This is a genomic window from Micromonospora sp. LOL_014, assembly GCF_048060245.1.
Lineage (GTDB): Bacteria > Actinomycetota > Actinomycetes > Mycobacteriales > Micromonosporaceae > Micromonospora_E.
The window spans coordinates 1-15,816 of record NZ_JBHMIP010000052.1 but is presented as its reverse complement, the minus strand read 5'-3'; the positions used below and the strand labels follow the sequence as shown (position 1 = coordinate 15,816).

11 protein-coding genes and 1 pseudogene are annotated in these 15,816 nt (G+C 73.9%); 9 read left to right on the top strand and 3 right to left on the bottom strand.

What is annotated here, in order from left to right:
• Positions 1–100 precede the first annotated feature (100 nt).
• On the bottom strand, positions 101–2,848 hold the full coding sequence (locus tag ACFHW1_RS27830) for a molybdopterin-dependent oxidoreductase (protein ID WP_416557480.1): 2,748 nt from the start codon (positions 2,846–2,848) through the stop codon (positions 101–103).
• Positions 2,845–3,681 (bottom strand): FAD binding domain-containing protein, encoded by an 837-nt coding sequence (locus ACFHW1_RS27825; protein WP_416557479.1) that lies wholly within the window; start codon positions 3,679–3,681, stop codon positions 2,845–2,847. Before ACFHW1_RS27825 ends, ACFHW1_RS27830 begins: the two co-directional genes overlap by 4 nt.
• Before the next feature lie 147 nt (positions 3,682–3,828).
• On the opposite strand from ACFHW1_RS27825, the gene ACFHW1_RS27820 reads away from it, so the two are divergent.
• The gene (locus ACFHW1_RS27820; protein WP_416557478.1) at positions 3,829–4,527 is read left to right on the top strand and encodes a nucleotidyltransferase family protein; all 699 of its coding nucleotides are present in this window, start codon (positions 3,829–3,831) and stop codon (positions 4,525–4,527) included.
• A complete protein-coding gene (locus tag ACFHW1_RS27815) occupies positions 4,524–5,765 on the top strand; it encodes an XdhC family protein (protein WP_416557477.1) in 1,242 nt (413 codons plus the stop codon). The genes ACFHW1_RS27820 and ACFHW1_RS27815 overlap by 4 nt, the downstream gene beginning before the upstream one ends.
• Here ACFHW1_RS27815 and ACFHW1_RS27810 read toward each other — a convergent pair.
• Positions 5,712–7,178 (bottom strand): annotated as a pseudogene (locus ACFHW1_RS27810) (PucR family transcriptional regulator); the annotation flags it as partial. The gene ACFHW1_RS27815 and the pseudogene ACFHW1_RS27810 overlap by 54 nt on opposite strands.
• Before the next feature lie 155 nt (positions 7,179–7,333).
• Here ACFHW1_RS27810 and uraH point away from each other — a divergent pair.
• Genes uraH through alc form a run of 7 tightly spaced genes read left to right on the top strand, consistent with a single transcriptional unit; the run spans position 7,334 to position 15,763 of the window.
• A complete protein-coding gene (gene uraH / locus ACFHW1_RS27805; protein ID WP_416557476.1) occupies positions 7,334–8,242 on the top strand; it encodes a hydroxyisourate hydrolase in 909 nt (302 codons plus the stop codon).
• 4 nt (positions 8,243–8,246) lie between these two features.
• Positions 8,247–9,107, top strand: coding sequence for a factor-independent urate hydroxylase (pucL, locus tag ACFHW1_RS27800; RefSeq protein ID WP_416557475.1), 861 nt, complete (start codon positions 8,247–8,249; stop codon positions 9,105–9,107).
• Positions 9,104–10,504, top strand: coding sequence for an 8-oxoguanine deaminase (locus ACFHW1_RS27795; RefSeq protein ID WP_416557474.1), 1,401 nt, complete (start codon positions 9,104–9,106; stop codon positions 10,502–10,504). The genes pucL and ACFHW1_RS27795 overlap by 4 nt, the downstream gene beginning before the upstream one ends.
• Positions 10,504–12,087, top strand: a complete 1,584-nt coding sequence (gene aceB, locus ACFHW1_RS27790) for a malate synthase A (protein WP_416616535.1) — start codon at positions 10,504–10,506, stop codon at positions 12,085–12,087. The genes ACFHW1_RS27795 and aceB overlap by 1 nt, the downstream gene beginning before the upstream one ends.
• Entirely contained in the window at positions 12,087–13,373 is a 1,287-nt protein-coding gene (locus ACFHW1_RS27785) for a DUF6986 family protein (protein ID WP_416557472.1), read from the top strand. Before aceB ends, ACFHW1_RS27785 begins: the two co-directional genes overlap by 1 nt.
• Positions 13,363–14,688 (top strand): allantoinase AllB, encoded by a 1,326-nt coding sequence (allB, locus tag ACFHW1_RS27780; RefSeq protein ID WP_416616533.1) that lies wholly within the window; start codon positions 13,363–13,365, stop codon positions 14,686–14,688. The genes ACFHW1_RS27785 and allB overlap by 11 nt, the downstream gene beginning before the upstream one ends.
• Positions 14,678–15,763, top strand: coding sequence for an allantoicase (gene alc / locus ACFHW1_RS27775; protein ID WP_416557470.1), 1,086 nt, complete (start codon positions 14,678–14,680; stop codon positions 15,761–15,763). Before allB ends, alc begins: the two co-directional genes overlap by 11 nt.
• Positions 15,764–15,816: the final 53 nt, after the last annotated feature.

Here is a 15,816-nt window from a genome sequence, read left to right as displayed (position 1 = left end):
ATGGTCATGCAGCAGCACCTTCGGCGCCCGAACGATCTCCGCCAACGAAACAGCCACCATGCGAATCTATTCTTCCTTCAGTCGTTACTCGCCGATGTCATCACTCGCCGTCGGCCCGGCCGTGCTGCAGCCGGTCCCACACCCGGTCGGAGGTGAACGGCAGATCGGTGAAGCGGACTCCGGTCGCGTCCCGCAGCGCGTTCGCCAGCGCGGCGGCCACCGGATTGAACGGGCTCTCACTCATCGACTTCGCGCCCGCCGGCCCGAGCGGATCGCTGGTTCGGGCGAACAGCACCTCGGTGAGCGGCACGTCGGCATAGGTCGGCAGGTGGTAGCTGCGGAAATCGTCGGTGGTGACCCGACCCTGGTCGTCGATGTCCACATGTTCAGTGAGGGCGGCACCGAGAGCCTGCGCCACCCCACCTTCCACCTGCCCCCGGCACTGCATCGGGTTGAGCACCGTGCCGGCGTCCGCGCTGTGCACGCTGCGCAGGATTCGGATCTCCCCGGTGTCCGGGTCGACCGCTACCCGGAACCAGTGCGCGTCGAAGGCCACCGAGCGGTGCGCTCCGTCGGCGTGCCCCTCGGCGGTGAGCGGCCGGCCGGCCGTCGCTGCGGCCCGGGCCAAATCGACCAGATCGATCAGCCGGCCGGCGCACCGCACCGTTGTCGCGTCCACCCGGCACTCCCGCGGGTCGACGCCGGTCGCCCGCGCGGCGGCGTCGACCAGCACGTCCCGCAGTGCGACCGCGGCGCGCTGGGCGGCGGCGCCGGCCACCACGGTGCCGGTCGAGGCGAACGCCCCCGTGTCGTGACCGACCAGCGCGGTGTCCGACTGCCGGATCCGTATCCGGTCCACGGTGGTGGCCAGCGCGTCGGCGACCAACTGCCGGTGCACGGTGGTCGACCCGTTGCCGAACTCGGCCATCCCGATGTCCAACTGGTAGCCGCCGTCGGCGTCGAGGGTGACGCGGGCCCGGCCGTGGTGACCGCCCGGTGGTCCGGTGGCGATCATCGCCACCGCCATGCCGTCGCCGACCAGCCAGCCGGCTGCAACGTCCTCCTGCCGGATCTCGGTCCGGGCCCGCTGAATCAGCTCCAGGCACTGGTCCAGGCCGTAGCTGTGCACCCGTACGGTGTCGTCGTGCCCGACCGGGGTGACCAGCGGATCCTGCGGGCCGATCACGTTGCGGGCGCGGAACGCGACCGGATCGAACCCGAGCCGGCGGGCGAGCTCGTCCACGGCGGACTCCACCGCGAACGACACCTGACCCAGTCCGTAGCCGCGGAACGCGCCGGCCGGCACCGTGTTGGTGTAGACCGACCAACCGTCGACCTGCTTGTTCGCACACCGGTATAGGGCCACCGACTCGCTGCAGCCGTGCGCCAGCACCGCCGGGCCGTGGTTGCCGTACGCGCCGGTGTCCGCGACCACGTGCAGCCGGATCGCGGTCAGCGTGCCGTCGCGGCACCCCGCCACCGTCACCCGGGTGTCGAACGGATGCCGGGTGGTCGCCGCGGTGAACTGTTCGGCCCTGGTGAACTCCAGTTTCACCGGTCGTCCGGTGCGCAGCGCGGCCAGCGCCGCCACGTCCTCGACGAGCATCTCCTGCTTGCCGCCGAACCCGCCGCCGACCCGGCCGGCGACCACCCGGACCTTCTCGGTTGGCAGGCCGAACAGCCGGGCCAGCGCCCGTCGGGTCAGGTACGGCGTCTGGGTGCTGGACCGCACGGTCAGTCCGCCGTCCGGCTCCGGCCAGGCGATCGCTCCGTGCGTCTCCAGGTGGGCGTGCTGCACCCGTTGGGTACGAAACGTCGCGGTGAAGACCTCGTCGGCGTCGGCCAGCGCCCGGTCGACGTCGCCGATCTCACCGTGCACCTCACCGGCCACGTTGTCCACTGGCCGGGCGATGCCGCTGACCGCCGGTTCCAGGTCGTGCAGGACGGGCGCGCCCGGGAGCATCGCCGCCGCCGGGTCGAACACCGCCGGCAGCGGCTGATAGCTGACCCGGACCAGGTTGGCGGCCGTCTCGGCGGCCGCCTCGGTCTCGGCGACCACCGCCGCCACCCGCTGCCCGACGAAGCGGACCACGTCGTCAAGGAGCCGGGTGTCAGCCGGGTCCTCGCGCGGGTTCTCGTGCTGGGCGGTGGAGTACCGCAGGTCGGGGCAGTCGTGGTGGGTGAGTACCGCCAGGACCCCGGGTACCCGCACCGCGTCGTCGGTGTCGACGTCGACGATCCGGGCGTGCGGCACCGTCGAGCGGACCAACTTCAGGTGGGCCAGCCCGGGAACATCGACGTCGAAGGTGAACCGGGCGGTGCCGGTGACGATCTGCCGGGCGGCCGGGGCGGCCACGTTGCCGCCGACCGCCGGGCAGCCAGGGCCGCCGCCGGGGGTGCCGTCGGCGGTGCCGGTCACGTGCCGTACCCCGTCGAGCGCGTCGCGGACCGCCCGGTAGCCGGTGCACCGGCACAGGTTGCCCTTCAGCGCGCGCGGCAGGTCGGCGCGCTGGGTCTCGTCGAGCGCGGCCACCGTCATCACCAGCCCGGCGGTGCAGAACCCGCACTGGAATCCCTGCGCGTCGAGAAACCGCTGCTGCACCGGGTGCAGCGTGTCGCCGTCGGCCAGTCCTTCGACCGTGGTCACCGACCGGCCCTCGGCCCGTACCGCCGGGTAGACACAGCTGTGTACCGGGACTCCGTCGACGTGTACGGTGCACGCCCCGCAGTCCCCGGCGTCGCAGCCCTTCTTCACGCCGTACCAGCCCTGGTCGCGTAGGAACGTGCGCAGGCACTGGCCGGCGGCCGGTTCCCCGACGGCGGCGGTGCCGTCCACCACGACGTTCACCGGCCGTCCTCGCCGTCGGTGCCGGCCGCGGCCAGTTCGGCCCGGACCTGGTCGGCCATCCGCAGCGTGCGGTGCCGCCGCCAGCGCGGCAGGCCGTGCACGTCGTCGACCCAGCCGGCGGCGGCGCATCCGGCGTCGACCCGGTCCAGCAGTTCGGACCCGGTCGGTGCGGCCGGCAGCGACAGCACCACCGGGCGGCGGGTGGCTGCGGTCACCGACATCGTCCACCCGCCGGTGTCCTGGTCGACCGAGCCGATGACCAGCGCCGCCGACCGGCCGTGCCGGAAAAGCGACGCCCGGCGCATCGCGTACCGGGCTCGAGCGGCGGCTGCCGGCAGCCGGACGCTGCGCAGGTACTCGCCGGTGTCGAGCACTGTTGCACCGACGTCGCGGATGAATCCGTCGGCGGGCACCCGGCGCTGCCCGCCGGTCAGGTCGGTGAGCAGGTACTCGGCCCGGGTCGCCACCGCCAGCGACGTCATCGGACCGGCCGGCAGCGCCGCACAGATGTTGCCGCCGACGGTTGCCACGTTCCAAATCTTGCGGGAGGCGAGGAACGCGTCGCAGCAGCCGGCGACCAGCGCCGTCACCCGGTTCCAGCCGGGCGGCGGGGCGAACCGGGCGAGCTCGGCGACGGTGCAGGTAGCGGCGATCTCCAGCCCGTCGTAATCGATCCGGATCGACGGCCAGCGCAGCCGGGTCAGGTCACGCAGCCGGCGCACCCCGGGCTGAGGTTGCGAGAACAGGTAGCTGCCGCCGGCGAGCCAGCGGTCACCGGGGCGCCAGGCGTCGGCGTCGGCGTCGATCACGTCGGAGACGGTATGCAGATCCACGGTCCGCATCGTCCGTCGCCGCCGTCGGCCCGGACAATGACGGCGAAACACAATCCCGACCCGCCGATCAGCCGGGTGGTTGGACGAAGCTACAAGGCGTACCCGGGTGCCTTGACCGGGTGATCAGCCGCTGCCCATCGTTGACGGGTGCTTGCCGGAATCGTCCTCGCCGCCGGCGCCGGCCACCGCTACGGTCGGCCCAAGGCGCTGGTCCGTCTCAACGGGACCCTGTTGGTGTCCCGGGCCGTCGAGACGCTGCGCTCGGCCGGCTGCCGGCCGGTGATCGTGGTGCTCGGCGCGGCGGCCGACGCGGTGTGCACCAGTGCCGACCTGGCCGGTGCCGTGCCGGCGGTCAACCCGGACTGGGCCACCGGGATGGGCTCGTCGTTGCGGGTCGGCCTGGCGGCGGTGGGCACCAGCCCGGCGGACGCTGCGGCCGTCCTGCTGGTCGACATGCCGGGGATCGGTCCAGCGGCGGTCCGCCGGGTGGCGGCCGGCGCCGATCGGCGGACGCTGGCTGCGGCCAGCTACGTCGACGGGCGGCCGGGGCATCCCGTGGTGCTTGGTCGGGCACACTGGACGGCGGTGGCGGCGTCGGCGACCGGTGACACCGGCGCCCGCGACTATCTGCGGGCCCACCCCGACCAGCTGCGTCTGGTGCCGTGCGGCGACGTGGCCGACCCGACCGACCTGGACCGGCCCGGTGACCTGGCCCGGTTCCCGGACCCCGACCGGTTCGCCGGCCCGGCCCGGTTCCCGGAGCCCGACCGGTTCGCCGACCTCGACCGGCTCATCGAGGGCGGCGGGTCCGGCGGTGCATCGGCCCGGACGGTGGCGACCGGATGATCGGGCCGGTCCTCGACGAGGCGATGCGCTGGTGGTACGCCGGTGAGCAGGTGGCCGTCGCGACGGTGACCGCCACCGCCGGTAGCGCACCCCGGCCACCGGGCACCAGCATGCTCGTGGCCCCGGACGGTACGGTCACCGGAAGCGTCTCGGCCGGCTGCGTCGAGGCCGCCATCTACCAGCTGTGCCGTACCGTGCTGGAGACCGGCGAGGGGCGGCTGGCGCGCTTCGGCGACACCGGCGACGAGCTCTTCGACCCCGGTCTCACCTGCGGCGGCACCATCGAGGTGTACGTGCAGCGGGTGGACCGCGACAGCGTGCCGCAGCTGGAGCGGCTGCATGCGGCGACCCGGGCCGCCCGCCCGGTCGCGGTCGTCATCTGCCTCACCGGGCCGCCAGTCAGCCAGGGCTGTTGGCTGCTCGTCGACGCCGAAGGTCAGTGGGGTTCGCTCGGCGGGCCGACGCTGGACGCGGCGGCGGTCCGGGTCGCCCGCCCGGCGCTGGACACCGGGCGCACCACGCTCGCCCAGCCTGCCGCCGGCACCACCCTGCTGGTCCTCGCCATCCTGCCACCGCCCCGGATGATCATCTGCGGGGCGACCGAGTTCACCGCCGCGCTGGCCCGGCAGGGCCGGTTCCTCGGCTACCGGGTGACGGTCTGCGACGCCCGGGCGGTCTTCACCACCCGGCAGCGGTTCCCGGACGCCGACGACGTGGTCGTCGACTGGCCGCACCGTTATCTGAGCGTCGAGGCCGCCGCCGGTCGGGTCGACCCGCGTACGGTGCTCTGCGTACTCACCCACGATCCGAAGTTCGACGTACCGCTGCTGCGGACCGCGCTCGACCTGCCGCTGGCCTACCTCGGGGCGATGGGGTCCCGGCGCAGCGCCGCCGACCGGGCGGCCCGGCTGCGTGCCGTCGGGGTGCCGCCGGCTGCGCTGACCCGGCTGTCCGCGCCGATCGGGCTGGACCTGGGGGCGGTGACCCCGGAGGAGACCGCGGTCAGCATCGCCGCCGAGATCGTCGCGGCCCGCAGCGGCCGCGACGGCGGACGGCTGACCGGCGGCCGGGGCTCGATCCATCCGACGGAGTACGGGCCTGCGGCGCACGGGTCAGCTGGCGGTGAGCCGCAACGCCAGGAAGAAGTCCACCCGGTCCTCGAACCGGCCGAGGTCCCGGCCGGTCAACTGCTCTATCCGACCGATCCGGTACCGCAACGTGTTGACGTGCACATGTAGCCGTTGCGCGCAGCGGCTCCACGATCCGTCGCAGTCGAGAAAAGCCGACAGCGTACGCAGCAGGTCGGCATGGTGCGCCCGGTCGTACTCCTCGACCGGCCCTAGCAGCCGGCCGCGGAACCCCTGCCGGGTGCCGGCCGGCACCCCGGCCAGCAGCAGCGAATGCGACGCGAGGTCACCGGCGGCCACCACACTGACCGGGCCGGTCGCGGTGCCGGTGGCGGATCGATGCGCGTGCAGCGCCTCCTCGACCGCCCCGCCCAGCCCGGCGGCACCCACGCCGGCGGCGGAGACACCCATGATGAGCCGGCCGCCGCGCAGCCCTGGCGCCATCCGGTCGGCGGCGGCGACCAGCGCCGAACCTATGGTGCCGGCGCCCTGCGGAGCCAGCGCCAGCACGGCGAGCGCCCCCGAGGGCAGGTCGGGTTCGAGGACGGCGACTGCCCGGTCGGGTGCCAGCCGGCTGAGGAACTCGTCGACCACGGCGACGGTCAGCGTCGCCGGTGCGCGCATCCCGTCCAGCGTGGCGGCGACCGCGACGAACGTGGCGTCCGGGTCGAGCCGGGCGGCCAGCAGCGCGGCCCGCAGCCCGGCGAGGTCCCCCGGCGCCCGTAGTGCCGTGCGCAGCTGACCGGCTAACCGTGCCTCCACCCGGGCGGCCTCGTCCAGGTGCGCCCGTTCCAGCGCCACCACGCTGGTCAGTTCGTCGACCGTGCCGGGCAGCGTGTCGAGCGCGCCACGGCAGGCCACCAACCAGGCAGCCAGCCGGTGCTCGGCCCGGCCGGGCACCCCGAACACGGAGAACCGCGCACCATCGACCGTCACCGTCGCGGGCAGCCGCCGCGCGGTCAGGAAGGCGCGGCTCAGCGCGTCGGCGACCGGATCGGCCAGCTCGGCCGTTCCGGCCACCACCCGGCCGCTGGTGGTCAACGTCCAGCAGTCGGTGTCGATCGCCGCTGCGACGGTCGGCAGCAGATCGGTCAGCCGGGCGCCGGCGGCCATCGCGGCGACCAGTCCGCGCTGCCGGCCCAGCACCGCCGCCAGCGAGCTGGCCCGCTGCGCCCACAGGGTCGGGTGAACGTCGTCGATGATGTCGCGGAACGACACGTCGGCGGGCACCTCGAACAGCGGTAGCCGGTGCCGGCGGCAGGCGGCGACCAGATCGCGGGGCACGCTGCCGTGCAGCGCCTCACCCGCGCCCAGCGCGGTCACCCCGGCGGCGGCCAGCGCCGCGACGAAGACCTCGGAATCGGCCGGCCCCCGGTGCCACATAAGGCCGGTGAGCACCAGGTCTGCGGTGGCCACGTAGCGGCCCGGGTCGGGCAGGTCGATGACGTTGACCCGGCCGACGGTGCGGTCCCGACCGTCGTCGCCGGTCAGCGGCACCAGCTTCAGATGGGCCTTGTCGAGCACGTCGGCCAGCAGCACAGGGGTCGCCTCCGGTCACGGTGATTGGATGAACCTCCAAAAACCGTACGGTGACGATGTTTCGTCTTTGGTTCCTGCGCCGCTATCGGCCGGCTCGCCGCAACTGCTTGACTGCTGCTGCCCAGCGAAAGGGGACCGGATTGGACCGCGGACTCGACGTGTTCAACACGCTGCCCGCCGATGACGTGCGGGAACTGCTGCTCAGCTGCTGCGCCGCGCCCGGCTGGGCCGCCGCCGTGACGGCCGGCCGGCCGTACGCCGACCAGGCGGCGCTGACCGCCGCCGCGAGGGCGCAGGTCGGTGCGCTGCCCTGGCCGGAGGTGGCCGACGCGGTCGCCGCCCACCCGCGGATCGGTCGGCCGCCCACCGGCACCGGCCGGGACGCGGAGTGGTCCCGTCGCGAGCAGGCGGCGGCGACGGCCGCTTCCGGCACGGTCGATTCCGGCACGGTCGCTTCCGGCCCCGGCCCCGGCCCCGGCACCGTCGCTTCCGGCCCCGGCGTCGCGACCGAACTGGCTGAGGTCAACGACGCCTACGAGCAGCGGTTCGGGTACCGCTTCCTGATCTTCGCGAACGGCCGTGGCGCCGCCGAACTGGTGGCCGCCGCCCGGCAGCGGCTGCACCACGACCCGGACACCGAGCAGGGCGTGGTCCGCACCGAGCTCGGCGACATCGCCGCGCTGCGCCTGGGCCGGCTGGTCGACGACATGGCCGCGCCGGCGCCGCTGTCCAGCCACGTGCTGGACACCACCACCGGCACCCCGGCGACCGGTATCACCGTGCGACTCGACGCCGCCGACCCGGAGGGCGGCTGGCGCACCGTCGCCACCGGACACACCGACGCCGACGGCCGGCTGCGGGACTGGGTGCCGGGCGCCGGCTGGGCAGCCGGGACGTACCGGCTGGTGTTCGACGTGGCCGACCGACTCGGGGCGGACGCCTTCTACACCGAGATCCCGGTGGTGTTCACCGTTCGCGACGCCGCCCGCCACCACCACGTACCGCTGCTGCTGAGCCCGTACGGCTACACCACCTACCGAGGGAGCTGACCGGATGGGAATCGTTCTGGGGCCGAACCGGTACGGCAAGGCACAGACCCGGGTGGTCCGGGTGGACCGCGACGGCGACCGGCACACCCTGCGCGACCTCAACGTCTCCGTCGCGCTCGCCGGTGACCTCGCCGCCACCCACCTCACCGGCGACAACAGCCAGGTGCTGCCGACCGACACGCAGAAGAACACGGTGTACGCGTTCGCCCGTCGCCACGGTATCGCCAGCGCCGAGGACTTCGGCCTGCTGCTGGCCCGGCACTTCGTGGACAGCCAGCCCGACATCACCCGGGCCCGCGTCGACATCGAACAGTACGACTGGCGACGGCTCGGGCCGCACTCGTTCGAACGCGACGGCGGGTCCACCCGGACCGCCACGGTCCGCTACGACGGCGACCGGGCGGAGGTGATCGCCGGCCTGTCCGACCTGGTCCTGCTCAACTCCACCGACTCGGAATTCCGGGGCTACGTCGTTGACCCGTACACCACCCTGCCGGAGACCGCCGACCGGATTCTCGCCACTGCCGTGGACGCCCGGTGGCGCTACGCCGGCACCGCGCCGCCCGGCGGCTTCGACGCCGCCCACGCAGCGGTACGCCAGGCGCTGGTCGACGCGTTCGTCGGCACCTACAGCCGGTCCCTGCAGCAGACGCTGTACGCGATGGGTGAGCGGGTGCTGACCGACCGGCCCGACGTGGTGGAGGTGCGGCTGGCCCTGCCGAACAAGCACCACCTGCTGGTCGACCTGAGCCCGTTCGGCCTGGACAACCCGAACAGCGTGTTCGTCGCCGCCGACCGGCCGTACGGGCTGATCGAGGGCACCGTCACCCGCGACGACGCGCCGCCGGAGCTGGGGCAGTGGTGATCGTCGTCACCGGCGCCGCCGTCGCCACGGTCGACGTCGCCGGCACCGAGCACCGCGACGGGCATCTCGTCGTCGGCGACGACGGTCGGATCGCCGCCGTCGGCCCCGGCGACGTGCCCACCGGCCTGCTCGACACGCTCACCGGCGGGGATCCGCGCCGGGTACGCCGGATCGACGCCACCGGCTGCCTGGCCACCCCCGGTCTGGTCAACACCCACCACCACCTCTACCAGTGGGCCACCCGGGGCCTGGCCCAGCAGCAGAACCTGTTCGGCTGGCTGACCACCCTCTACCCGGTCTGGTCCCGGCTGGACGCCGACACGGTGCACGCCGCCGCCGCGGCCAACCTCGGCTGGCTGGCGCTGTCCGGCTGCACCACCAGCACCGACCACCACTACGTCTTTCCCCGTGACGGCGGTGACCTGTTCGCCGCCGAGATCGCCGCCGCGCGCCGGATCGGGCTGCGGTTCCATCCCTGCCGGGGTTCGATGGACCTCGGCCGCTCGGCCGGTGGGCTGCCCCCGGACTCCACCGTGGAGGACACCGACGCCGCGCTGGCCGCTACTGAGGCGGCGATCGACCGCTGGCACGACCCGGCACCGGACTCGATGCTGCGGGTCGCCGTGGCCCCCTGCTCGCCGTTCTCGGTCACCCCCCGGCTGATGCGCGAGTCGGCCGAACTGGCCCGCCGCCGGGGGGTCCGGCTGCACACCCACCTCGCCGAGACCGTCGAGGAGGAGGAGTACTGCCGGACCACGCACGGCTGCACCCCGGTGCAGTACGCCGAACAGCTCGGCTGGCTCGGTGACGACGTGTGGCTGGCGCACGGCGTCCACCTCGACGACGCGGCGGTGGCCCGGCTCGGCGCCACCGGCACCGGCGTCGCGCACTGTCCCAGCTCCAACGCCCGGCTCGGGGCCGGCACCGCCCGGGTGACCGATCTGCTCGCCGCCGGCGTACCGGTCGGCCTGGGCGTCGACGGCGCCGCCAGTCAGGAGGTCGGCCACCTCGGTGCGGAGCTGCGCCAGTCGCTGTACGCCGCCCGGCTGCGTGGCGGACCCGCTGCGCTGACCGCCCGCGACGCCCTCGCGCTGGGGACCATCGGCGGCGCACGTTGCCTGGGCCGGGCGGCCGAGACCGGCTCGCTGGAGGTGGGCAAGCTCGCCGACATCGCGCTGTGGCGGGTCGACGGGCTGGGCCATGCCGGCATCGACGACCCGGTCGCCGCGCTGGTGCTCGGCCCACCCGCCCCGGTGGAGCTGCTGCTGGTCGGTGGCCGGCGGGTCGTCGAACGCGGCGAGCTGCGTACCGCCGACGCCGCCGACCTGGCCCGCGAGGCCGCCCGTACGCACCGGACCCTGATGTCCCCGGTCCCATCGAACAGGAGTGACCTCTGATGCCCCGCAGCCAGGTCGACCCGCTGCCACCTACCGGCGACGTGCTGACCGGTGACGCGGTGGCCTTCCTCACCGGACTGCACCGCCGGTTCGCCGGCCGGCGGACCGAGCTGCTCGCCTCCCGTGGTCGCCGCCGGGCCGACAGCGCCCGCACCGGCCGGTTGGACTTCCGGGCCGACACCGCGCCGGTACGGGCCGGCAGCTGGACGGTGCCGCCGCCCCCGCCCGACCTGGCCGACCGGCGGGTGGAGATCACCGGTCCCACCGACCGGAAGATGACCGTCAACGCGTTGAACTCCGGTGCCCGGGTCTGGCTGGCCGACTTGGAGGACGCGAACACCCCGCACTGGGCGAACGTGATCGACGGGCAACGCAACCTCGCCGACGCCGTCCGGCGCACCATCGAGCTGCGGACCGAGACGAAGACCTACCGGCTCGGCCCCGGGCCGTACCCGACGATCGTGGTCCGGCCCCGTGGCTGGCACCTCGACGAGCGGCACCTCGTCTTCGACGGTGCGCCGGCCGTCGGCGCGCTGGTCGACGCCGGCCTGTACCTGTTCCACAACGCCGCAGAGCTGCTGCGCCAGGGCAGCGGCCCCTACCTCTACCTGGCCAAGACGGAGAGCCACGAGGAGGCCGCGCTGTGGCATGACGTGTTCGTCCATGTCGAGCAGACGCTCGGCCTGCCGGCCGGGAGCATCCGGGCCACCGTGCTGATCGAGACGATCACCGCGGCGTTCGAGATGGACGAGATCCTGTGGGCACTCGGCCCGTACGCCGCCGGGCTCAACGCCGGTCGGTGGGACTACCTCTTCAGCATCATCAAGAACTTCCGCGACGCCGGCGAGCGGTTCGTGCTGCCGGACCGGGCGGCGGTCACGATGACCGCGCCGTTCATGCGCGCCTACACCGAACTGCTGGTCGCCACCTGCCACCGGCGGGGTGCGATGGCGATCGGCGGCATGTCGGCCTTCATCCCCAACCGGCGGGACGCCGACGTCACCGCCCGCGCCGTCGACCAGGTCCGGGCCGACAAACGTCGGGAGGCCGCCGACGGCTTCGACGGGTCCTGGGTCGCCCACCCCGACCTGGTGCCGGCCTGCCGCGAGGTGTTCGACGAGGTCCTCGGCGACCGGCCCAACCAGCTCGACCGGCAACGCCCGGACGTGTCGGTCACCGCCGCGCAACTGCTGGACGTCGCCGCCACCGGCGGTGCCGTGACCGAGGCCGGGCTGCGTGCGAACGTCGCCGTCGCGGTGCGCTACCTGGAGGCCTGGCTGCGCGGCAACGGCGCGGTGGCGATCGACAACCTGATGGAGGACGCGGCCACCGCCGAGCTCTCCCGGTCGCAGATCTGGCAGTGGATCCGCAACGGGGTACGGCTGCCCGACGGCACCCTGGTGACCGCCGATCTGGTCCGGGCCATCGGCGACGCCGAACTCGCCGCGATCCGCGCCGCGCTGACCGAACCGGACTGGGCGGCGAGTCGGTTCCCGCAGGCCCGGGCGTTGTTCGAGGAGGTCGCCCTTGGTCCCGACTACGTCGACTTCCTGACCCTGCCGGCGTACCGGTTGATCGACTGATGGCCCGGCTCGATCCGGCGGTGTACGCCGCGTTGGACGACCGGCTCGCCGACGTCGACGCCGCGCTGCGGGTCCGCTATCCGGGCGAGGCGTCGGGGCACCAGCCGGTGCACACCGTGTACGTGCCCGCCGACCGGGTCACCGCCGACCTGTTGCCGACCTGGGGCGCGGCGGCGTTGGCCGCGCTGGACGCCCATCCGCCGGCACCGTACCCGGTCGAGCTGGACCGACGGGTACGCGCCAAACTGGCCCGCGAGCCGGTCGAGGACCTGCGCATCGACGTCGAGGACGGGTACGGCGTACGCGACGACGCCACCGAGGACGCCGACCTGCGGGCCGCGGCACGTGCGTTGACCGAGGCACGGGCCGCCGGCGTGGGCCCGCCCCGTGTCGGGGTGCGGATCAAGTGTCTGGAGGCGGCCACCCGGCGGCGGGCGGTCCGCAGCCTCGACCTTTTTCTGGACGCCTGCGCTGGGCCGCCCGACGGCTTCGTGGTCACCCTGCCGAAGGTGAGCCACCCGGCCCAGGTCGCCGCGATGGTCGACGTCTGCGGCCGGCTGGAGCAGGCGTACGGGCTGGTGGACGGGGCGCTGCGGTTCGAGATCCAGATTGAGACTCCGGCGGCGATTCTCGCTCCCGACGGCACCGCGACCGTCGCCCGGCTGATCGGTGAGTCAGCCGGACGGTGTGCCGGACTCCACTTCGGCACCTACGACTACGGAACCGCCTGCGGCATCGCCGCCGATTACCTGAGTATGGACCATCCAAGTTCCGACCACGCGAAAGCCGTCATGCAGGTGGCCGCCGCCGGCACCGGTGTACCGCTCAGCGACGGCTCCACCAACATCCTGCCGGTCGGCGACACCGCGACCGTGCGCTCCGCCTGGCAGCGCCACGCCGATCTGGTCCGCAGATCCCTGGAACGCGGCTTCTACCAGGGCTGGGACCTGCACCCGCACCAGTTGCCGACCCGGTTCGCGGCGACCTACGCCTTCTACCGTGCCGGCCGGGAGCAAACCGTCCGGCGGCTCGACGCCTACCTCGCCCGCCGGTCCGGCGGAATTCTCGACGAGCCGGCGACCGCCCGGGCGCTGGCCCGGTTCCTGCTGCGCGGGCTGGACTGCGGCGCTGTCGACCCGGCCGACGCCGGCTTCGACCGCACGGTACTGACCACCCTGGCCGGTCCGGGCGCCACCGAGGTCGCCCCGACCGCCGACCGCGATGCCGGGCCGACCGCCCACCTGCCGACCGCGTCCGGTGAGGAGCCCACCGACCATGCCCGTTGATCTGGTACTGCGGTCTCGCCGCACGGTGCTGCCCGACGGTGAGCGTCCGGCCGCAATCGCCGTCGGCGACGGTCGGATCGTCGCCGTCGCCGACTATCGGGAACACGTGCCGGCGACGGTCGACAGCGACCTCGGCAACGTCGCGCTGCTGCCCGGACTCGTCGACACCCACGTGCACGTCAACGAACCCGGTCGTACCGAGTGGGAAGGATTCTCCACCGCCACCCTGGCCGCCGCCTCCGGTGGCGTCACCACCATCGTCGACATGCCGTTGAACAGCCTTCCGCCGACCGTCGACCCGGCCGCGCTGGCCGTCAAACGGCGGGCCGCCGCCGGGCAGTGCCATGTCGACGTCGGCTTCTGGGGCGGCGCGGTCCCCGGCAACCAGCAGGTGATGCCCGACCTGTACGCCGCCGGGGTCTTCGGGTTCAAGGCGTTCCTCGCCGACTCCGGGGTGCCGGAGTTCCCCCCACTGGACACCGGTCAGCTCGCCGCCGCGTTGGCGGCCGTACCCGCCCTGTTCGTGGTGCACGCCGAGCAACCCGACCAGCTCATGGCCGCCGCCTCCTCGACCCGCTACCGGGACTTCCTCGCCAGCCGGCCGCCGGCGGCCGAGATCGAGGCGGTCACCGCCGCCATCGACGTCGCCCGCCGGGTCGGTGCCCGGCTGCACATCCTGCACCTGTCCGCTGCCGGCGCGGTGCCGGTGCTGGCCGCTGCCCGGCGGGCCGGGGTGCCGGTCAGCGCCGAGACCTGCCCGCACTACCTGACCCTGGCCGCCGAGGAGATCCCGGACGGGGCCACCGAGTTCAAGTGCTGTCCGCCGATCCGGCAACGCGACAACCAGGACGCGCTGTGGGCAGCCCTGGCCGACGGCACCATCTCGTGCGTGGTCTCCGACCATTCACCCTGCCCGCCCGCGCTGAAGGCACCCGACACCGGGGATTTTGCCGCCGCCTGGGGCGGTATCGCCTCGGTGCAGATGGGGCTGCCGGCAATCTGGACCGAAGCCCGTCGGCGCGGGTTCGGTCTCGGTGACGTGGTCCGGTGGATGTGCCAGGGGCCGGCCGACCTGGTGGGGCTGCCCACCAAGGGCCGGCTCGTCGTCGGCGCCGACGCCGATCTGGTCGCCTTCGACCCGGCGCCGAGCTACGACGTCGATCCCGGCCGGCTGCGGCAACGTCATCCGATCACCCCGTACGCCGGACGACGCCTGACCGGCATCGTCCGGGCCACCTGGCTGCGCGGCGCACCGGTCACCCCGGATGCGCCGCGCGGCCGCCTGTTGTCGCGAGAGGGGACCGTTGACCGGTAGTCACGTATCCACGCCACCGCCCGGTCCGCCGGACGGGCCTGACCCGACCCGACTGCCCGACCTGGCGTCCCGCGCCCTCGGCGGGGGAGTGGTCGCCGCCAACGACGAGTTCTTCGCCGCCGCCGACAACCTGGTCGACCCGCGCCCGCCGGTCTTCGCCGCCGGCACCTTCGGGGCGAAGGGCCAGGTGTACGACGGTTGGGAAACCCGCCGCCGTCGCCAACCCGGCGCGGACCACGCCGTCGTCCGGCTCGGTGCCCCGGGGGTGGTCCGGGCCGTGCTGATCGACACCGCGCACTTCACCGGCAACTACCCGCCGTACGCGGCGGTGGACGGTTGCTCACTCGACGGCTATCCCAGGCCGCAGGAACTCGCCGCGGCGCGGTGGACCCCGCTGGTGCCCCGCACCGCGCTGGCCGGGGACAGCCAGCTGGTCGTCCCGGTCGACGTGCCGGCACGGCAGACCCACGTACGGTTGACGATCTTTCCCGACGGCGGGGTCGCCCGGCTGCGGGTGTACGGCGAGCCGGTGCCCGACCCGGATCTGCTGACCGAGGTGCTCGACCTTGCCGCGGTCGAGCACGGTGGCCGGGTCGAGGCGTGCAGCGACCGGTTCTACGGATCCCCGCAGCAGCTGCTGCTACCCGGGCCGGCCCGCACGATGGGCGAGGGCTGGGAGACCGCCCGCCGCCGCGACGACGGCAACGACTGGGTCCAGGTCCGGCTCTGTGCCGTCGGCGTCGTCGAGTTCGTCGAGCTGGACACCAGCCACTTCAAGGGCAACGCCCCGGCGGCGGCCCGGCTGCTCGGCACCGACCTCACCGGCACCGATCCGGCCCTCGACGGCGGCTCCGGCGTTGACTCCACCGACTGGCCGGAGCTGCTGCCGTTGACCCCGTTGCAGCCGGACACCCGGCACCGTTTCCGGCTGGACCGGCCCCGCCCGGTCAGCCACGTCCGGCTGGACATCCATCCCGACGGCGGGATGGCCCGGCTGCGCCTGTTCGGCCGGCTCACCACCGTCGGCGCCGCCGACCTAGCCGCCCGATACCGGACGGCGGCTGCGGCCGGCTGACCTGGCCTGGGCATACGTCGAAGGGCCGGACCCCGGGGTACGGGGTCCGGCCC